The organism is Paracoccus pacificus (genome assembly GCF_042680785.1).
GTDB classification, from domain to species: Bacteria; Pseudomonadota; Alphaproteobacteria; order Rhodobacterales; family Rhodobacteraceae; genus Paracoccus; species Paracoccus pacificus.
Window position 1 is genome coordinate 21,238 of the sequence record NZ_JBHUEN010000006.1, and the last position, 17,918, is coordinate 39,155.

The 17,918-nt window shown below is 65.1% G+C and carries 17 protein-coding genes and 1 pseudogene; 9 read left to right on the forward strand and 9 right to left on the reverse strand.

What is annotated here, in order from left to right; translation table 11 throughout:
* Window positions 1-19: 19 nt before the first annotated feature.
* Genes ACFSCT_RS01720 through ACFSCT_RS01730 form a run of 3 tightly spaced genes read right to left on the reverse strand, consistent with a single transcriptional unit; the run spans window position 20 to window position 2,699 of the window.
* Window positions 20-415 carry a hypothetical protein gene (locus ACFSCT_RS01720; RefSeq protein ID WP_379139614.1) on the reverse strand — a complete coding sequence of 132 codons (396 nt, stop codon included), beginning with the start codon at window positions 413-415 and terminating at the stop codon, window positions 20-22.
* Window positions 416-432: 17 nt separating this feature from the next.
* On the reverse strand, window positions 433-1,917 hold the full coding sequence (locus ACFSCT_RS01725; protein ID WP_379139615.1) for an FAD-binding oxidoreductase: 1,485 nt from the start codon (window positions 1,915-1,917) through the stop codon (window positions 433-435).
* A complete protein-coding gene (locus ACFSCT_RS01730) occupies window positions 1,914-2,699 on the reverse strand; it encodes an exodeoxyribonuclease III (protein ID WP_379139617.1) in 786 nt (261 codons plus the stop codon). The genes ACFSCT_RS01725 and ACFSCT_RS01730 overlap by 4 nt, the downstream gene beginning before the upstream one ends.
* Window positions 2,700-2,851: 152 nt before the next feature.
* Here ACFSCT_RS01730 and ACFSCT_RS01735 point away from each other — a divergent pair, with 152 nt between their 5' ends.
* Window positions 2,852-3,913 carry an aldo/keto reductase gene (locus ACFSCT_RS01735; RefSeq protein ID WP_379139619.1) on the forward strand — a complete coding sequence of 354 codons (1,062 nt, stop codon included), beginning with the start codon at window positions 2,852-2,854 and terminating at the stop codon, window positions 3,911-3,913.
* A gap of 323 nt (window positions 3,914-4,236) precedes the next feature.
* Here ACFSCT_RS01735 and ACFSCT_RS01740 read toward each other — a convergent pair whose 3' ends face one another.
* The gene (locus tag ACFSCT_RS01740) at window positions 4,237-4,923 is read right to left on the reverse strand and encodes a response regulator transcription factor (RefSeq protein WP_379139621.1); all 687 of its coding nucleotides are present in this window, start codon (window positions 4,921-4,923) and stop codon (window positions 4,237-4,239) included.
* A 145-nt stretch (window positions 4,924-5,068) separates the two neighbouring features.
* Here ACFSCT_RS01740 and ribA point away from each other — a divergent pair, with 145 nt between their 5' ends.
* Both ribA and ACFSCT_RS01750 read left to right on the forward strand, forming a co-directional pair.
* Window positions 5,069-6,142, forward strand: coding sequence for a GTP cyclohydrolase II (gene ribA / locus ACFSCT_RS01745; RefSeq protein WP_379139622.1), 1,074 nt, complete (start codon window positions 5,069-5,071; stop codon window positions 6,140-6,142).
* Window positions 6,139-6,686: pseudogene (locus tag ACFSCT_RS01750) on the forward strand (L,D-transpeptidase family protein). The gene ribA and the pseudogene ACFSCT_RS01750 overlap by 4 nt, the downstream one beginning before the upstream one ends.
* Here the strand turns inward: ACFSCT_RS01750 and ACFSCT_RS01755 are convergent.
* Both ACFSCT_RS01755 and ACFSCT_RS01760 read right to left on the reverse strand, forming a co-directional pair.
* Window positions 6,677-7,330, reverse strand: coding sequence for a YggS family pyridoxal phosphate-dependent enzyme (locus ACFSCT_RS01755; RefSeq protein ID WP_379139624.1), 654 nt, complete (start codon window positions 7,328-7,330; stop codon window positions 6,677-6,679). The pseudogene ACFSCT_RS01750 and the gene ACFSCT_RS01755 overlap by 10 nt on opposite strands.
* A 70-nt stretch (window positions 7,331-7,400) precedes the next feature.
* Window positions 7,401-8,396, reverse strand: coding sequence for a porin (locus tag ACFSCT_RS01760; protein ID WP_379139626.1), 996 nt, complete (start codon window positions 8,394-8,396; stop codon window positions 7,401-7,403).
* Window positions 8,397-8,687: 291 nt separating this feature from the next.
* On the opposite strand from ACFSCT_RS01760, the gene ACFSCT_RS01765 reads away from it, so the two are divergent.
* From ACFSCT_RS01765 to ACFSCT_RS01785, 5 genes are all read left to right on the forward strand, one after another.
* Complete coding sequence (locus ACFSCT_RS01765) at window positions 8,688-9,176, forward strand: DUF3576 domain-containing protein (protein WP_379139627.1); 489 nt, start codon at window positions 8,688-8,690, stop codon at window positions 9,174-9,176.
* A gap of 71 nt (window positions 9,177-9,247) precedes the next feature.
* Complete coding sequence (gene leuS / locus ACFSCT_RS01770) at window positions 9,248-11,788, forward strand: leucine--tRNA ligase (RefSeq protein WP_379139629.1); 2,541 nt, start codon at window positions 9,248-9,250, stop codon at window positions 11,786-11,788.
* The gene (gene lptE, locus ACFSCT_RS01775) at window positions 11,775-12,278 is read left to right on the forward strand and encodes an LPS assembly lipoprotein LptE (protein WP_379139631.1); all 504 of its coding nucleotides are present in this window, start codon (window positions 11,775-11,777) and stop codon (window positions 12,276-12,278) included. Before leuS ends, lptE begins: the two co-directional genes overlap by 14 nt.
* Before the next feature lie 10 nt (window positions 12,279-12,288).
* Window positions 12,289-13,320 (forward strand): DNA polymerase III subunit delta, encoded by a 1,032-nt coding sequence (holA, locus tag ACFSCT_RS01780; protein ID WP_379139633.1) that lies wholly within the window; start codon window positions 12,289-12,291, stop codon window positions 13,318-13,320.
* A complete protein-coding gene (locus ACFSCT_RS01785; RefSeq protein ID WP_379139635.1) occupies window positions 13,317-14,528 on the forward strand; it encodes a TIGR03862 family flavoprotein in 1,212 nt (403 codons plus the stop codon). The genes holA and ACFSCT_RS01785 overlap by 4 nt, the downstream gene beginning before the upstream one ends.
* On the opposite strand, the gene ACFSCT_RS01790 is transcribed toward ACFSCT_RS01785, so the two are convergent.
* Window positions 14,507-15,094 (reverse strand): glutathione S-transferase family protein, encoded by a 588-nt coding sequence (locus ACFSCT_RS01790; RefSeq protein ID WP_379139637.1) that lies wholly within the window; start codon window positions 15,092-15,094, stop codon window positions 14,507-14,509. The genes ACFSCT_RS01785 and ACFSCT_RS01790 overlap by 22 nt on opposite strands.
* A gap of 122 nt (window positions 15,095-15,216) precedes the next feature.
* Here ACFSCT_RS01790 and ACFSCT_RS01795 point away from each other — a divergent pair, with 122 nt between their 5' ends.
* Window positions 15,217-16,470, forward strand: a complete 1,254-nt coding sequence (locus ACFSCT_RS01795; protein WP_379139638.1) for an MFS transporter — start codon at window positions 15,217-15,219, stop codon at window positions 16,468-16,470.
* Window positions 16,471-16,498: 28 nt separating this feature from the next.
* Here ACFSCT_RS01795 and ACFSCT_RS01800 read toward each other — a convergent pair whose 3' ends face one another.
* Both ACFSCT_RS01800 and ACFSCT_RS01805 read right to left on the reverse strand, forming a co-directional pair.
* The gene (locus tag ACFSCT_RS01800) at window positions 16,499-16,912 is read right to left on the reverse strand and encodes a PaaI family thioesterase (RefSeq protein ID WP_379139640.1); all 414 of its coding nucleotides are present in this window, start codon (window positions 16,910-16,912) and stop codon (window positions 16,499-16,501) included.
* Between the two features lie 14 nt (window positions 16,913-16,926).
* Entirely contained in the window at window positions 16,927-17,844 is a 918-nt protein-coding gene (locus tag ACFSCT_RS01805) for an ornithine cyclodeaminase family protein (RefSeq protein WP_379139642.1), read from the reverse strand.
* Window positions 17,845-17,918 lie beyond the last annotated feature (74 nt).

A 17,918-nucleotide genomic window follows, 5' to 3' on the forward strand; every position in this document is an offset into this window, starting at 1 on the left:
CGCCGCAGCCAGCGCCATATCACCAACGGCGCAGCCCCATCGAAAGCGCGAAGCCGCCCAGCAGGATATGCGGCCCGCTGGCCAGAACCTTGAATTTGAACGGCTGGTCCAGCACGCCATAGTTGAAGATGCCGAGATCAAGAAAGCCCGAGCCGGTCGCCAGCCCCAGCAACCCGTCGGCCAGATAAAGCCCTCCGAAGATCAGCAGGAACTGCCGCGCCGCCCGGCCGCCGATAAGGGCCGCGAAAAACGCCCAGAGCGCCGACGCGAGGTGCAGAAGATCGTCGAAGATGTCCAGAGCGAAAATGCCGAACACGCGGCCCTGATCATCGGTCAGCCCCGGCAGATAGTTCAGCGCGGCCGCGCCCAGCAGCAACAGCGCATAAAGCATCGCGACTTTCTGTTGCGTGGTCATGCCGGTCCCCTTCTGTGTCAGACCATCGACAGATACCTGTCCCACAAAGCGTTGCGCAGCGTCAGGCCCGGGTCAAGCTGACGTTTGCGTTCGGCGAATTCGGCGGCGCGGCGATAGGCGCCGGTGAATTGCGGGATCGTGGCATGGGGACGGTACGGCAGGTAATAGCTGCCGCCGATGGCGATCATGCCGTCGATCATCTCACGGGTGATCCGGGCCATGTCCGCCTCGGCCCGCGCCGACATTTCCTGTGAAAACGACATGACCGCAGCCAGTCGCGGCGCCGGCGCATAGGCCAGCCAGCTGTCGGGGTCGGTGTCGACATGGCGGATGGTGACGTTCAGCATCTCTTGATAGCTGGGGGGAATGACCGCGCCGCAAAGCGCCACGAAGTCGCCCCAGCGGTCGGCCGGAACGAAATATTCGTGCAGGATGTCGGTGCGGGTCGGATCACCGTCGTCCAGCGTGATCACCGGCTCGTTCATCAGGCTGTTGCGGGTCGCGCTGCCGGCCAGCCGGGGGTTCAGATCGGCCTCGAGCCACCAGCGGACCGCTTTGGCCGGCTCGCGCAGCAATTGCCAGCGATAGATATGCGCCCCGATCCGGGCCACCGCGCCCGAGCCCTCGGCCGGGGGCAGATCGGTCTGGTCGGCGTCGGGGCGATAGGCGATCATCAGCCCGTCGCGCAGGAAATCGCCGCGCCCCACCGACAGCCTGCCATAGGCCATGCCGACCTGTGGATCGGCCAGCGCCCCGGCAAAGGCTTCGGCCAAGCTGACGCCCGGCACTTTCCGGAACTCCGGCGCCATGCGCAGATTCGGCGCGGCCTCGACCTGCATCGACAGGATCAGCCCGACCAGCCCATAGCCGCCCATGGCCATGCCGAACAGATCGGGATTTTCCTGACGCGAGGCGGTGATCAGTTCACCGTCCGGCAGCATCATCTCGATCTGCCGCACGGTCGAGCCCATTGGCCCATGCGGCACCGGCCAGCCATGCGCGTTCACGCTGAAGGTGGCGCCGATGCCGAAGTCGTTGTTCGACTGCATGACCTTGGGCGACAGCCCGACCGGGTCCAGTGCCGCGATGATCTGCGACCAGCGCGCGCCCGACTCGCAGCGGTAAAGCTGATTTTCGGTGTCGATCTCGATTCCGGCGGAGTCCCAGGTCAGCGCGATTCCCTCGCGCGGAATGGACTGGCCGCCCATCGAGTGGCGGGCAGCCGACAGACAAAGCGGCTGGCCGGACCCGCGCGCCTCGGCCAGCAGGGCGCGCAATTCGGCAATCATCTTGTCGCTGCGCTTCTCGGCGATCACGATGTGCTTGGCGATGGGCGTGGCCGATAGCAGCGAGGCGTCGTTCAGCCATCCATCGGGCGTAGGCGCGCTCAGCGCCACACCCGCCGCCGTGTCACGCCACGGCATCAGCCGGCTGGCGCCATAAGCGCCGACCGCGACACCCGATCCGAACAGCAAGGCGCGGCGGGTCAGTTTCAGGGTCATAGATCGAAACGCGCCAGCACCGGGACGTGGTCGCTGGGCTGTTCCCAGCCGCGCACCGGGCGTAGGATGCGGCTGCCATGCGCGGCCGAGGCGATATCGGGCGAGGCCCAGATGTGATCCAGCCGCCGGCCCTTGTCCGCCGCGTCCCAATCCCGCGCGCGATAGCTCCACCACGAGTACAACCGGCCATCGGGAATATCGCGCCGGGTCACGTCCACCCATCGGCCGGCGTCCTGCGCCGCGGCCAGATGTTCGACCTCGATCGGGGTGTGGCTGACGACCTTCAGCAATGCCTTGTGGTTCCAGACGTCATCTTCGCGCGGGGCGATGTTCAGGTCGCCCACCAGAATCGCGCGGCTGGGCGCATCGGCGTGAAAGGCGTCCCGCATCTCGGTCAGGAAATCAAGCTTCTGGCCGAATTTCGGGTTCAGATCGCGGTCTGGAATATCCGCCCCCGCCGGCACATAGAAATTATGCACCGTCACCCCGTTTTCCAGCCGGGCCGCGACATGGCGCGCATGGCCTAGGCCCGCATAGTCGCGGTCGCCGGCGTCGGTGATCGGCAGTTTCGAGATGATGGCGACGCCGTTATAACCCTTTTGCCCCCGGGCAACCATCCAGTGATAGCCAAGCGCATGGAACAGCTCGGCCGGAATCAGATCGACGGGGGACTTGCATTCCTGAAGGCACAGGATGTCGGGCGCCTCTTCGCTCATCAGCCGCGTGACCAGCCCGGATCGCAACCGGACCGAGTTGATGTTCCATGTGGCGATCGTGAACACGCGCTGCCTCATCTGCCTGCAAAACCGCCCGCGACCCTAGAACCAAGGCCCGGTTTTGTCCATCTGGCCGCCGGATCGTGCATTTCGGACTGGCATTCACCGCGCGGTATTGGTTCTTTGCGCAGGCACCGCACTTGTTTGAGGATTATCGGATGGATCAGGTCGAACTGGGCCGAAGCGGCATCAGGGTCAGCGCGGTCTGCCTTGGCACCATGACCTTCGGCAACCAGACCGGGCAGAAGGACGCCTTTGCGCAGATGGACCGGGCGCTGGACGCCGGCATCAGTTTTCTGGACACGGCCGAGATGTACCCGGTCAACCCGGTCCGCAAGGAAACCGTCGGCAACAGCGAACGGATGATCGGCGCGTGGCTGGCGGCGCGCGGCAACCGGGCAAAGGTGCAGATCGCGACCAAGATCGCCGGCCCCGGCAACATGCAGGTCCGGAACGGCCAGGGTTATGACGGCGGCAATGTCGGGACACAGATCGACGTTTCGCTGTCGCGGCTGGGGGTCGATGTCATCGACCTGTATCAGCTGCATTGGCCCTCGCGCGGCTCTTACGCCTTTCGGCAGAACTGGGGATATGATCCGTCGCGGATTGATCCGGGCAAGACGCTGGCCGAGATGGCCGATATGATCGGCGCGCTGCAAAAGGCGGTCGACGCCGGCAAGATCCGCGCCTTTGGCCTGTCGAACGATTCCGCCTGGGGAACCATTCGCTGGATCGACACCGCCGCCCGTCTGGGCGGCCCGCGCGTGGCCAGCGTACAGAACGAATATTCGCTTCTGAACCGGCATTACGATACCGACATGGCCGAGATGGCGATTGCCGAGGGGGTGACGCTGTTATCCTATTCACCCCTCGCTGCCGGCCTGTTGACCGGCAAATACCAGAATGGGGCGGTGCCGCCGGGCAGCCGCGTGGCGGTCGATATTGCGAACGGCGGTGCTGGGCATCTGGGTGGGCGCAAGACCGACCGCGCATTCGGCGCGGTCGCGGCCTATCAGGATCTGGCGAACCGGCTGGGCTGGGACCTGATCCACATGGCCAATGCGTGGGGTCTGGCCCGGCCCTTCCCGGTCATCCCGATCATCGGCGCGACCAGCGACGACCAGCTTGCCCATAACCTTGCCGGGATCGAAAAGCGGCTGAGCGCGGAGGAAGTGGCCGAGATCAACCTTGTTCACCGCGCCTGGCCGATGCCCTATTAGCGCCGCCTTCCAGCCGTTCCGCGCAACGCAATTGACCCCGATCCTGCCGACCGGGGTCAATTTGAAATGTGGCCGCATCCGCCGACCACTGGGCTTCGAAATCAAAACGTCCGGCCGGAACCACGGTTCCGGCGCGCCCTTTCAAAGGCCGACTTGTTGCCCGCTTGCCACAGCAGGGGTTCGGCCAAGAAAAAGGCCCCGGACAATGCCGGGGCCAGTCGAGACAGGGAGGGTGTGATCGCATCCCCGATCACTGGGTATCACGTGGATCACCGGTGCAACTCATCCATATTGTGGCGAGTTCCCGAGTCGCGCCACAATTTTTACGCGACCAGCCGATATCCGCCGCTTTCCGTCACCAGAAGCCGCGCGTTCGAGGGATCGGGCTCGATCTTCTGACGCAGGCGATAGATATGGGTCTCCAGCGTGTGGGTGGTGACGCCGGCGTTATACCCCCAGACCTCGTGCAGCAGCACATCGCGCGGCACCACGCCGTCGGTCGCCCGATACAGGAACTTCAGGATGTTGGTTTCCTTTTCCGTCAGACGGATTTTGCGTTCCTTGGCGTCGATCAGCATCTTCATGGCGGGCTTGAACGTATAGGGGCCAAGCTGGAAGATCGCGTCCTCGGACTGCTCATGCGTGCGCAACTGGGCGCGCAGGCGCGCCAGCAGAACCGGGAACTTGAACGGCTTGGTGATGTAGTCATTCGCACCGCTGTCCAGACCCAGAATGGTGTCCGCGTCGGTGTCATGACCGGTCAGCATGACGATGGGGCATTTCACGCCCTGCTTGCGCAGCCGCTTGCACAGCTCGCGCCCGTCGGTGTCGGGCAGGCCGACATCCAGCACCACCAGATCGAACAGTTGCGATTTGGCGCGGTCGACGGCCTCGGCGCCGTTGCCGGCCTCGAACACGTCGAAATCCTCGGTGGCGACCAGTTGTTCGGCCAGTGCTTCGCGCAGGTCGTCCTCGTCATCGACCAGCAGGATTTTCTTAAGTCCAGCCATCTCGGCCTCCTTCATCAACATTTGCGTCACAGTTGAGCCCGTGGAGCGGAACCGGCAAGCGACTTGACCCGGATCGAAATAATTCTCACATGGAGTTGTCGCAGGACGCCCTTATGTTTCAGTTTGTTTCAAAACTGGTGAGCCTTTGCCCCTGATCCCCACCCTTTCCGAAACATTGGCCCGGGCCCGGGCCGATCTGCGCGTGGGTCTGCCGGTGGTGATCCGCGACGGCGAACAGACCGCACTGGTCGCGGCCATTGAGACCCTGTCACCGGCCCGGCTGGCCGAGCTTCGCGCCCAAGGGGCGCCGCATGTCGCCCTGACCGCCCGGCGGGCCGAAACGCTGAAGGCGCGGGTCTATGACGGCGATCTGGCGCGGCTGCCGCTGCCGCCGGATCAGGGGGCGGACTGGTTGCGCGGGCTGGCCGACCCTGCCGGCGATCTGGCGAACCCGATGAAGGGGCCGCTGTTCGCCATGCGCGGCGGCGCCACCGACATCGAGCGCGCCGGCATCGCGCTGGCCAAATCGGCGCATCTTCTGCCGGCGGTTCTGGTTGTCCCGACGACGCAGGATCTGCCCGGGCTGACCCGGTTCGACGCCCTGCCCGCCATCGCCAGCCTTGCCGCCGAAACCGCCATGGCCGAGGTCGCGGCCGCGCGGGTGCCGCTGGCGCTGGCCGGGCAGTCGCGGCTGCACATCTATCGCCCCGACGACGGCGAGGCCGAGCATTACGCGGTCGAGATCGGCCAACCAGCGCGGGACAAGCCGGTGCTGGCGCGTCTGCATTCGGCCTGTTTCACCGGCGACGTGCTGGGCAGCCTGAAATGCGATTGCGGCCCGCAACTGCACGAGGCGCTGCGGATGATGGGCGAGAACGGCGCGGGCGTATTGTTGTACCTGAACCAGGAAGGTCGCGGCATCGGCCTTGCCAACAAGATGCGGGCCTATTCACTGCAGGATCAGGGTTATGACACCGTCGAGGCGAACCATCGTCTGGGCTTTGAGGATGATGAGCGTGATTTTCGCATCGGCGCAGCCCTGCTGCGCCGGCTCGGGTTCGGTCAGGTCAGGCTACTGACCAACAACCCGCGCAAGGTGCAGATGCTGGAAAACCACGGGATCGGCGTGACCGAACGCGTGCCGTTGATCACCCCGCGCAATCGGTTCAACACCGGTTATCTGGACATCAAGGCCGAGAAATCCGGTCATCTGCTGTGAGCGACGGCGATCTGGTTCTGACCCCGCTCGGCCTGCGCTTTCAGGGCCGGATCATCCCGGTCACGGTCGGGCGGGGCGGATTATCCGCATCGAAACGCGAAGGCGATGGCGCCACCCCGATCGGTACCCATCGCATCACCGGAATGTTCCATCGCCCCGACCGGGTAAGCGCGCCCGGTCATGGTCGCAGCCGATTCGACCGGGTGATCTGTGGTGCGATGATCCGCAGGACGCGGCCTATAATCGCCATGTCCGCCAGCCCTTCGCGCCCAGCCACGAAAAGCTGCGCCGCGCCGATCCGCTGTATGACGTCATCCTGACAACGGATTGGAACTGGCCGCAGGCCCGACCCGGCGCCGGTTCGGCGATTTTCCTGCATCAGTGGCGCCGGCCCGGCTTTGCGACAGCGGGATGCATCGCCATGGGCCGGACGGATCTTCTGTGGCTGGCGCCCAGGGTGGTGCGGGGGGCGCGGCTGATCATCCCCGCCCTTGGCCACCGGTTTCCGTCCCGCAGGAGCGGTGCCACAAAAGATCAGGTATAGCTGCGCTGCCCGAAAATCGCCGATCCGACGCGGATATGCGTCGCGCCATGGGCGATCGCGGTTTCGAAATCGGCACTCATCCCCATCGACAGGCCGCTCAGCCCGTTGCGCTGCGCGATCTGGCGCAGCAAGTCGAAATGGGGGGCGGGATCCTCGGATTCGGGGGGGATGCACATCAGACCCGCCAGCGGCAGATCCATGGCGCGGCAATCGGCGATGAAGGCGTCGGCCTCAGCCGGCAGCACACCGGCTTTCTGCGCCTCGGATCCGGTGTTGATCTGCACGAAAAGCTGCGGCGCCTTTCCCGACGACTGGATCTGCCGCGCCAGTTTTTGCGCCAGCGAGGGTCGGTCGAGCGTGTGGATCGCGTCGAACAGCTCGATCGCCGGCTTGGCCTTGTTGCTTTGCAGCGGGCCGATCATGTGTAGTTCGACCCCGTCGAATCTGTCGCGCCAGAGGGGCCATTTGCCCTGCGCTTCCTGCACGTAATTTTCCCCGAATATGCGATAGCCCTGATCCAGCACGGCCTCGACCCGCGCCGGGGGCTGGACCTTGCTGACCGCGATCAGCTTGACCGATCCCGCCGGTCGGTCCGCCGCACGTTCGGCGGCGCGCATGCGGGCGATGATGTCGTCGATAGCCATGGAACAATCCTGGAAAATGAAAAGAGCGGGCGCAAGGCCCGCTCTTTCCGCAAATTCACCGATCCGGAGATCAGAATTTGAATTTGATACCGAAGTCGGCGACGGTGTCGTCGATGTAATCGGATTTGGAGATGCCGCCGGCCACGGTGGCGCCGCCACCCAGGTCGTAGTCAGCGCCGATCCCGTAGGAGTCGAAGCTCTCGTCATCAACACCGGCGATCAGCGAGTTGACTTCGTCGCGGCGCCAGTTGGCTTTCACGGTCAGAGCGTTAGCCGCGTATTTGGCCGAGATGCCGTAGGTCTTGTCGAAGTCGTAGCCAGGGGCCCAGCCGCGGTCTTTGTAGTCCGCGATGACAGCTTTGACGCTGAACTGGTTGAAGGTAGCTTCACCACCCAGAACGATTTCTTTGGCGTCGCCATGACGGGCATAGCCCAGACCGACGTTGTAGTTGCCGGCGTCATAGGCGGCGGCCAGCGACCATGCGGTGTCCGACTTGTCGTCATCGCCGGGCACGTTGCAAACTGCGTCCGAACCGGTCACGGCGCCGACGCCGCAAACCAGGTTGTCCGAACCGTCCGAGGCCGAAGCGTAGAACTTGAAGTTGTTATAGCTGTACTCGTACAGGATGTTCGGACCCTGATTGAGGTTTTCGCCGTCGCCGGTCAGGTACGAGATTTCTTCGTAGTCACCAGCGAAGGAGCCTTCGGTGTAACCGATGTCGTACAGGTCGCCGACAGCAGCTTCCGAAGCCGAAACGGTGTCACCCATCGACAGCTTGCCGTAGGTGCCCGAGATCCAGACGGCGCCAGCGGTACCACGAGCGGCCGAACGGAAGCTGTTCGAGCTGTAGTTTTCCTGGTCGACGCGGAAGGTACCACCGAACGACAGGCCGGCATCCGATTCGCCGGTCATGGTGAAGCGCGCACGGATACGGCTCGAGAACTGGGCGTCGTTACCGTCATAGACGATACCCATACGGCCGTCACCGCTCAGCGCGACCTCGGCCGAAGCGACCCCTGCGGTCATCATGACGAGCGCGGTGCTCGCAAAAAGAACCTTTTTCATGTTTTCCCTCATGTCTCTCTGACTGCCCCATCCAAAGCTGTGGTTGGGTATGAGGGGGTTTTCGCGCTTTCATCCGGACAATGCAACGGAATCAGCCGCCTGCGTCGGGAATCGCTCGATTGTGGTGCACTCATGTCACAGTGCGGCGGAATGGCCACGCCGGTCTCTGCCACCGCTTATAATAAGCCCGCAGCTTCTGCCTTGTCGCACGGACGGTTTCCGCGCTATTGATCCGTTCAATCGTAATGAACGGGCGCGCGCGCCCGCGGGTAATGAACCGGGGGACTTCAGATGATCCGACGCGCAACGCGCATAATCGTGCCGCTGACGGCCGTTCTGGCACTGGCGGCTTGCGGCATCACCGGCCCCGTCGGCTCTGACCGCACCAGCGAACGCAACCCCCTTGACCGGGGAAGCGAAGGACGTCAGCGCGAATCGACGGTGTGGGATCTGTTCTCGAACTCGGGCGATCCGAACGAAACCGTCGCCGTGAACCGTTACCTGTGGAACGCCAGCCTTGAGATTCTGGACTTCCTGCCGAAGCAGTCCGTCGATCCCTTCACCGGCATCATCGTGACCGGCTATGGCACCCCGCCGGGCGGCGGGCGCCCCTATCGCGCCACGATCAAGGTCAGCGATCCGGCGCTGGACGCACGCGCGCTGAAGGTGTCGTTGCAAGGTCCGGGCGGCAGCGCCGTGGCGCCCGACACGGTCCGTGCCGTCGAGGACGCGATCCTTACCCGCGCCCGCCAGTTGCGCGTGCGTGACCGCAACCTGTAACGGCCGCGCTGGACGCCACCAAGGCGGACGGGTAAACCCGGCGGGACGCAAGATCTCCCGAAGGAACCGTTATGCCGTATGATCCCGCACAAAGCGAACCGCGCTGGCAACAGGCGTGGGCCGATGCTGGCAGCTTTACCGCGGTGCGTGACGAACGCCCGAAATATTACGTGCTGGAGATGTTTCCCTATCCCTCGGGCCGCATCCACATGGGGCATGTGCGCAACTATACCATGGGCGACGTGGTGGCCCGGTTCAAACGCGCGCAAGGGTTCAGCGTGCTGCATCCGATGGGCTGGGACGCGTTCGGCATGCCGGCCGAAAATGCGGCGATGGAGCAGGGCGGCCATCCGCGCAACTGGACCTATGCCAATATCGCCACCATGCGGGGGCAACTGAAGCCGCTGGGCCTGTCGATCGACTGGTCGCGCGAATTCGCCACCTGCGATGATGACTATGTCGCCCAGCAGCAGGCCCTGTTTCTGGACATGCTGGCCGCCGGGCTGATCACCCGCAAATCGGCACAGGTGAACTGGGATCCGGTCGACATGACCGTCTTGGCGAATGAACAGGTGATCGACGGCAAGGGCTGGCGCTCGGGCGCCGAGGTCGAGCGCAAGGAACTGACCCAGTGGTTCTTCCGCATCAGTGATTATTCCGAGGAATTGCTGTCCGCCTTGGACAGTCTGGACGGCTGGCCGGAAAAGGTCCGGCTGATGCAGCATAACTGGATCGGCAAGTCGCGCGGGCTGCAATTCCGCTTTGACACCGTCGGTGCGCCCGAAGGGTTCGACCGGATCGAGGTCTATACGACCCGCCCCGACACGCTGATGGGGGCGTCGTTTCTGGCGCTGTCGCCCGATCACCCGATGGTCAGGACGTTGGCCGAAACCAACCCCGAAATCGCCGGTTTTGTCGAGGAGTGCCGCCGCATCGGCACCACCGAGGAAGCGATCGAGACCGCGCCCAAGATGGGTTTCGATACCGGGCTGAAGGTCAGGCATCCGCTTGATCAGGCTTGGGATTTGCCGATCTGGATCGCCAATTTCGTGCTGATGGACTATGGCACCGGCGCGATTTTCGGAAGCCCCGCCCATGATGAGCGCGACCATGAATTCGCGCTGAAATACGGCCTGCCGATCCGCGCTGCCTTCGGCGAGCCGGGCATGGATCTGGCGCAGGCCGACGCGCTTGTCGCCAAGGCCCCTTACGTCCCGATGAAGTCCGAAACCGTCACCTATGTGCGCGGCTTCGCGGGTCAGCCCGACCAGACCGGCGACGAGGGCGTGGCCACCGCCATCGCGGCGGCCGAACAGCAGGGCTGGGGCGAGGGCGTCACGAAATTCCGCCTGCGCGACTGGGGCATCTCGCGCCAGCGCTATTGGGGCTGCCCGATCCCGGTCGTGCATTGCGAGGTTCATGGCACGGTGCCGGAAGCCAAGGAAAACCTGCCCGTTCTGCTGCCGCTGGATGTGACCTTCGACGTGCCCGGCAATCCGCTGGACCGGCATCCGACCTGGCGCCAGACCAGCTGTCCGGTCTGCGGTGGCCCGGCGACGCGGGAAACCGACACGATGGACACGTTCGTCGATTCGTCGTGGTATTACGCGCGCTTCACCAATCCACACGCGGCCACGCCCACGGTGCGCGCGGACGCCGATTACTGGATGAACGTCGACCAGTATATCGGCGGAATCGAGCATGCGATTCTGCATCTGCTTTATTCGCGCTTCTTCGCCCGCGCGATGGAGAAGACCGGACACCTGCCGGCCTCGGCCATCGAGCCATTCGATGCGCTTTTCACCCAAGGCATGGTCACGCATGAAATCTACATGACCCGCGACGATCGCGGCCGCCCGGTCTATCACCTGCCCGAGGATGTCAATGACGGCAAGCTGGCCGACGGCACCCCGGTCGAGGTGATTCCCTCGGCCAAGATGTCGAAATCCAAGAAGAATGTGGTCGATCCGGTGAATATCGTGGCGAATTTCGGCGCCGACACCGCGCGCTGGTTCATGCTGTCCGACAGCCCGCCCGAACGCGACGTGGAATGGACCGCCGCCGGGGCCGAGGCCGCGAACAAATTCCTGTCCCGGGTCTGGCGTCTGGCCGATGAGGCGCCTGCGGATGGCGGCGATGATCCGGACCTGACCCGCGCGGCCCACCGCGCCATCGCCGATGTGACGAAATCCATCGAAGGCTTCGCCTTCAACAAGGCCGTGGCCAAGATTTACGAACTCGCCAACGCCATCGGCAAATCCAAGGCGGGGGGCGAGGGGCGCCGCGCCGTCCTGCGGGTGATGGCGCAGTTGATGGCCCCGATGGTGCCGCATCTGGCCGAAGACGTCTGGGCGCTGGCGGGGGGCCGGGGCATGGTTGTGGACGCGGCATGGCCGAAGGCCGATCCGGCCTTGCTGGTCGATGATACGGTGACCCTGCCCATCCAGATCAACGGCAAGCGCCGCGCCGAGATCACCGTGCCCAAGGACATGGCCGAGGATGAGGTCAAGTCTCTGGTGCTGGCCGAGGATTCCGTCAGCCGCGCGCTCGAGGGTCGGGCGCCGAAAAAGCTGATCGTGGTGCCGGGAAGGATCGTCAATGTCGTTGTCTAGACGGGTATCGCGGCGCGGATTGCTGTTGTCCGGCCTTGGCGCGGGCACCGCTGTGGGACTTGCCGCATGCGGCTTTACCCCGGTCTATGGTCCGGGCGGGGGGGGCACGCGCCTTTTCGGCAAGGTGCGGCCGGTGGATCCGGTCGATGGCGACGGGTTCATGTTCGTCCGGCGCATTTCCGAACGGCTGGGGCCGGATCAGGGTGCGGTCTATGCGCTGGATTACCGCATCACCACCGCCACGGTTCCGCAGGCGATCACCCCCGATCAGGACACCACCCGCTATGCGCTGAACGGCACCGTCGATTTCAGTCTGACCGAGATCGCGACCGGGCGTAAGATCACCTCGGGGCAGGCCAGCAGTTTCACCAGTTACTCGGCCAGCGGCACGGTCATCGCCACCACCGCGGCCGAGCGTGACGCCCATCAGCGGCTGGCCGTCATGCTGGCCGATCAGGTCATCACCCGGCTTCTGGCCGCCGCACCGTGACGGCGTCCGCATGAATCTCAAGGGCGCCGAGATCGCGCGCTATCTGGCCAAGCCGGATCCGACGCGGCCGGGGCTTTTGATCTACGGCGCCGACGCGATGCGGGTGGCGCTGAAACGGGCCGAGGCCGTGGCCGCGCTGACCGGCCCCAACGCCGATCAGGAAATGCGGCTGACCCGGATCGCAGGCGGCGATCTGCGCAAAGATCCCGCGCAGCTTCTGGACGCGGTGAAGGCGGTCGGCTTTTTTCCCGGTCCGCGCGTGGTTCTTGTCGAGGATGCGCCCGACACCGCCGCACCCGCCGTCGCGACCGCGTTGCAGGACTGGGCGCGCGGCGACGCCGTCATCGTGATCACCGCCGGCGCTTTGGGCAAGGCCTCGGCGCTGCGAAAGCTGTTCGACGGGCACGCCTCGGCCGTCGCCGCGCCGATCTATGACGATCCCCCCGGCGAGGCCGAGATCGCCCGCTGGCTGGCCGATGCCGGCCTGCGCGAGGTTCCGGCCCCGGCGATGGCCGATCTGACCGCGCTGTCGCGTGCACTCGACCCCGGCGATTTCCGCCAGACGATCGAAAAGATCGGGCTCTACAAGCATGGCGACAGCGCGCCGCTGACCGCCGACGAAATCGCCCTTATGGCGCCCGCCACCATCGAAGCCGAGGTCGATGATCTGATCACCCTTGTCGCCGAGGGCAAGGCCGACGCCTTCCCCCGGCTGATGCGCCGGATCGAGGCGCAGGGGGTGGCGCCGGTGATGCTGTGCATCGCGGCCCTGCGGCATTTTCGGGCGCTTCACGCCGCGGCCTCGGATCCCGGCGGCGCGGTTGCCGGGCTGATGCGGCAGCGACCGCCGATCTTTGGTCCGCGCCGCGACCAGATGGCGCGGCAGGCCCAATCCTGGGGCATGCGCGGGCTGGAGGAGGCCGTGCGTCACCTGCTGGACACCGATCTCGCGCTGCGCTCGTCCAGCCGGGCACCGACCATGGCGGTGATGGAGCGCGCGCTGTTTCGCCTGACCCTGATGCCGCGCGGAAACCGGCGTTGAGCGAAACCGTCGAGGCGCTGGTGATCGGGGCCGGGCCGGCCGGGCTGATGGCGGCCGAGACACTTGGGCGATCAGGCGCCCGGGTCGTCGTGGCCGAAGCGATGCCGACACCGGCGCGCAAATTCCTGATGGCGGGGAAATCGGGGCTGAACCTGACCCGGGATGAGCCGCACGATCGGTTTCTGTCGCGGCTGTCGACCGGGGCGCTGCCCCGGACCCCGGGATATTTGACCAAGGAAGATTTGCTGGACGGGTTCGGTCCGGCCGAAGCGATGGGCTGGGCCACCGGATTGGGGATCACGCTGTTTACCGGCTCGACCGGGCGGGTCTTTCCGGTCGGGATGAAGGCGAGCCCGCTCTTGCGGGCATGGCTGGCACGGCTGTCGGGCCTTGGGGTCGAGCTTCGGACCCGCTGGGCGTGGCGCGGGTTCGATGCGGCCGGCGGGTTCGTTTTCGACACGCCCGGCGGCCCTGCGACGATCGCCCCGCGCGCCACGGTGCTGGCTCTGGGCGGGGCAAGCTGGCCGCGGCTGGGGTCTGACGGTGGCTGGATGGATTTCCTTGCCGCGCGCGGCGTAGGCATGACACCATTTCAACCGGCCAACATGGGGTTTCGCGTCGACTGGTCGGCGGCGATGGCGGCGCATTTCGGCGCGGCGGTGAAAGGTGTGGCGATTCATGCGGGGGGCAGGATCTCGCGCGGGGAATGGGTGGTGACCGCCGCCGGGATCGAGGGCGGCGGCATTTACGAAATCGCGGCAGCGGTGCGGGACGGGGCGCCGGCGACGGTCGATCTGATGCCCGACGTCGATGAGGATACCCTGACCGAGCGATTTTCCCACGCGCCGGCGAAGCTTTCGGTCGGCAACCGGCTGCGCCGCGTGCTGGGCGATCCGGTGCGGGCGGCGCTGATGATGGAATGGGGCCGGCCATTGCCGCGCGACGGCCGGGACCTTGCGCATCTGGCGAAACGGCTGCCGCTGCGTCATGCCGGGCCGATGGCGCTTGAACGGGCCATTTCCAGCGCCGGCGGTATCCGGCTTGACGGGCTTACCCGCGGACTGGAACTGCGTGCGGTGCCGGGGGTGTTTGTGGCCGGCGAGATGCTGGACTGGGAGGCACCGACAGGCGGCTATCTTCTGACCACCTGTCTTGCCACCGGACGCCGCGCAGGGCTGGCGGCGGCTCAGAGCCTTGCGGTGCGCTGAAACGCCGGACGGTTGCGGATCATGTCGTGATACCGGGTCAGCCGGTGCTCGACGATCGGAAACCGCGCGAGCAGCGCCCAGGTCAGGCAATGGCCCAGAATGATGTCCGGCACGGTCATCTGATCGCCCATGGCGAAATCATCCTCGGCCATGCGGTGGACCAGCGCCCTTTGACTGCGTTCAAATTCCCAGCGCAGCGTGTTCTTGATCGCCGCCACGCGCATTTCCTCGGGCAGGATGAAGCTGTGGCGGGTCGCCGTCCACAGCGCCGCGTCGAATTCATCCAGCAGGAATTGCGTCAGGCTGTCCTGCCGGGCGCGGGCAAGCGTGCCGGCGGGGTGGGTCATCGCCTGATGCCGGTCGGCGAGATACTGGATGATCGCGGTCGAGTCGGTGATCGGCGTGCCGTCGTCGATCAGCACCGGAACCTTGCCCGCCGGGTTGAAGGCGATCACGCTTTCGGTCTGCGGATTGGCCGCGACATGGTCATAATCCTGACCCAGTTCCTCAAGCATCCAGAGCACCCGGAAGGTGCGGCTTTTCGCCGTGCCGATGACGCTGTACATTCCGCCCTCACATGGTTGCGACGATCCGTTATTCGGCCAGTGCAATCCCGCCATCAGTAATGCGCAATTGACGCGGCGCCGCAATATTGCGCAACTGCCTGGCCGGTGGATGGAGGATGTTCATGCAGCAAACCCAGTCGCGATCAACGATATTTACACCGATCCTGATCGGCGGCTCGTTTATCCTGCTGCTTAATTTTTCGCTGCGGGCGAGTTTCGGCGTCTTTCAGATCCCGATCGGCAGCGAATTCGGCTGGCCGCGTACCGATTTCTCGCTGGCGATCGCCATTCAGAACCTCGCATGGGGAATCGGGCAGCCGATCTTTGGCGCGCTCGCCGAGAAGCTCGGCGACCGGATCGCGATCATTCTGGGGGCGCTGCTCTATGCGCTGGGGCTGACGATGTCGTCATTCGCGACGACCCCCGCGGCCATGCAATTCTGGGAAATCGCGGTCGGGTTCGGCATCGCGGGCACCGGTTTCGGCGTCATTCTGGCCATCGTCGGCCGCGCGGCAAGCGACGAGAACCGCAGCCTCGCGCTTGGTATCGCCACCGCTGCCGGTTCGGCCGGGCAGGTATTCGGCGCGCCGCTGGCCGAGATCCTGCTGGGCGTGATGAGCTGGCAGGGCGTGTTTCTGGTATTCGCCTGCCTTGCGCTGTGTACGATGCTGTTCCTTCCGATGCTGGGCGACAGCCGCCCCGCAAGCCGCGGCGAGCTGGAGGCGAGCCTAGGCACCGTCCTGCGCCGAGCCTTCCGCGACCCAAGCTATCTGATGATCTTCGCCGGTTTCTTTTCCTGCGGCTATCAACTGGGCTTCATCACCGCGCATTTTCCGGCACTGGTGACCGAGATGTGCGGGCCAATCCAGCCCGGCGGCATTCTTGCCAGCATCGGGATCAGCACGACCTCGGCGCTTGGGGCGCTGTCGATCGCGGTGATCGGCGCCGCCAATATCGGCGGTTCGATCCTCGCGGGCGTGCTGGGCAAGCGCTATTCCAAGAAATACCTGCTGGCCGGAATCTATACGCTGCGCACGATCATCGCCGCCGCCTTCATCCTGACCCCGATCACGCCGGCGACGGTGCTTCTGTTCTCGCTGGGCATGGGGGCGTTATGGCTGGCCACGGTGCCGCTGACCTCGGGTCTGGTCGCCTATATCTTCGGCCTGCGCTATATGGGGACGCTGTATGGCTTTGTATTCCTGTCCCATCAGCTCGGGTCGTTCCTTGGGGTTTGGCTGGGCGGAAAGCTGTATGATGTCTATGGCGATTACACGCTGGTCTGGTGGGTCGGCGTCGGCATCGGCGCCTTCAGCGCGCTGATCCACCTTCCGGTGCGCGAGGCGCCGATCCGGATTTCGCCGGTCGCCGCCTGAGGCGGCCGGGCCCGGCAAAGGTGGGCGGTCAGCCGTCCGCCTTGCCCTCGCCCTTCCACTCCAGCACCAACTGGCTTTGGGTGACGATGGCCGCGACCTTGCCGTCGCCGCGGGTGATCGTGCTTTGCCAGACCTGAAGCGTCTTGCCCCGGTGCAGCGGAATGCAGGTCGCGCGCGCCACGTCGCCGATGCGGATCGGGCGCAGGAAATTCGTCTTGCTTTCGATGGTCGTGGTGCTCAGCCCCGTTTCCAGATTCAGAAACGTCGCGGTCCCGCCGGCGTTGTCGGCAAGGCTCATGATCGCGCCGCCGTGCAGAACCCCGTTGCGGTTGGCAAGGTCGCGGGTCACCGGCATCTCCATGATGATCTCATCCGGAGAGTTGCTGATCATCACCATACCCAGCTTTCGGGCGTAATCGGGTTGTTGGCGCGCTTTGTCCATATCGGTCTGGTTCCCTAATCCTGTGCCCCGGCCACATCGAGGATATGGCGGGCGGTCATCAGGTCCAGATGCGCGCCGCCGCCGTTCTTGGCAATGGTGATTTCGGTGTCATCGTCGCGCCGATAGCCGCCGGCGGCCAGATCATAGAAATCGGCAAGGACATGATCCTTGCCGATCACGCCACGGTCGATCGGGTCCTGTATTTCGCCGATATGGCCCAGCGTGGTCGCGCGGCTGTCGACGAAAAGACGGGCGCGCGCGATGGCGGTGTCGTCGACCTCGCGCATATCGGGGCGGTAGGCGCCGATCAGATCCAGATGGGTCCCGGGCGAAATCCATTCTCCGCGGATCAGCGGCTCACGGGACATCGTGGTGGTGGCGATGATCCCGGCCGCGGCGACCGCATCCGGCAGATCGGATGCCACCGCCGCGCCGACCGCTTCGGCAAGACGCCGTGCGGCATCGGGACTGCGGTTCCAGATGGTGAAGCGGGCATCCGGGCGAATCGCGCGATAGGCCGCGACCATGCTTGCGGCGACCTTGCCCGCGCCGACGATCAACACGTCATTGGCATCGGGACGCGCCAGATGGCGGGCCGCAAGCAGGCTATCGCCGGCCGTCTTCCATTTCGTCACCAGATGAAAATCAATCAGCGCCAGCAACTGCCCGCTTTGGTCATCGAACAGATTGACCGCGCCGTTCACCGCCGGCAGATCGCGGCCCGGGTTTCCGGGGAAGATCGAGGCCGGTTTGACCGCGATTCCCAGCCCGTCGATCCATGCCGACCGGGTCAAAAGCGTGTCCTGCCCCCGGTACAGCAAGGTATCGGCGATTTCGGCCCGCGGCAGCCGGTGACCGGCCGCAAGCGCGTCGGTCAGGGCGATCCAGTCCAGCCTGGGCTCGATTTCAGTGCCGACGATTCTGATGCTCATGCTTTTTGCCCGTTTTTCCGACAGCCTAGCCCGGTTCCGGGGCGCGTCAACAGCACGGGACTTTCATCATACTG

Bases quoted from the DNA above. Each gene is read 5' to 3' on its own strand.
- ACFSCT_RS01755 (WP_379139624.1), bottom strand. From the start codon at position 7,330: ATGGCTATCGACGACATCATCGCCCGCATGCGCGCCGCCGAACGTGCG.
- ACFSCT_RS01800 (WP_379139640.1), bottom strand. From the start codon at position 16,912: ATGGACAAAGCGCGCCAACAACCCGATTACGCCCGAAAGCTGGGTATG.
- ACFSCT_RS01725 (WP_379139615.1), bottom strand. From the start codon at position 1,917: ATGACCCTGAAACTGACCCGCCGCGCCTTGCTGTTCGGATCGGGTGTC.
- ACFSCT_RS01735 (WP_379139619.1), top strand. From the start codon at position 2,852: ATGGATCAGGTCGAACTGGGCCGAAGCGGCATCAGGGTCAGCGCGGTC.
- ACFSCT_RS01740 (WP_379139621.1), bottom strand. From the start codon at position 4,923: ATGGCTGGACTTAAGAAAATCCTGCTGGTCGATGACGAGGACGACCTG.
- ACFSCT_RS01790 (WP_379139637.1), bottom strand. From the start codon at position 15,094: ATGTACAGCGTCATCGGCACGGCGAAAAGCCGCACCTTCCGGGTGCTC.
- holA (WP_379139633.1), top strand. From the start codon at position 12,289: ATGAATCTCAAGGGCGCCGAGATCGCGCGCTATCTGGCCAAGCCGGAT.
- leuS (WP_379139629.1), top strand. From the start codon at position 9,248: ATGCCGTATGATCCCGCACAAAGCGAACCGCGCTGGCAACAGGCGTGG.
- ACFSCT_RS01765 (WP_379139627.1), top strand. From the start codon at position 8,688: ATGATCCGACGCGCAACGCGCATAATCGTGCCGCTGACGGCCGTTCTG.
- ACFSCT_RS01805 (WP_379139642.1), bottom strand. From the start codon at position 17,844: ATGAGCATCAGAATCGTCGGCACTGAAATCGAGCCCAGGCTGGACTGG.
- ACFSCT_RS01720 (WP_379139614.1), bottom strand. From the start codon at position 415: ATGACCACGCAACAGAAAGTCGCGATGCTTTATGCGCTGTTGCTGCTG.
- lptE (WP_379139631.1), top strand. From the start codon at position 11,775: ATGTCGTTGTCTAGACGGGTATCGCGGCGCGGATTGCTGTTGTCCGGC.
- ACFSCT_RS01795 (WP_379139638.1), top strand. From the start codon at position 15,217: ATGCAGCAAACCCAGTCGCGATCAACGATATTTACACCGATCCTGATC.
- ACFSCT_RS01760 (WP_379139626.1), bottom strand. From the start codon at position 8,396: ATGAAAAAGGTTCTTTTTGCGAGCACCGCGCTCGTCATGATGACCGCA.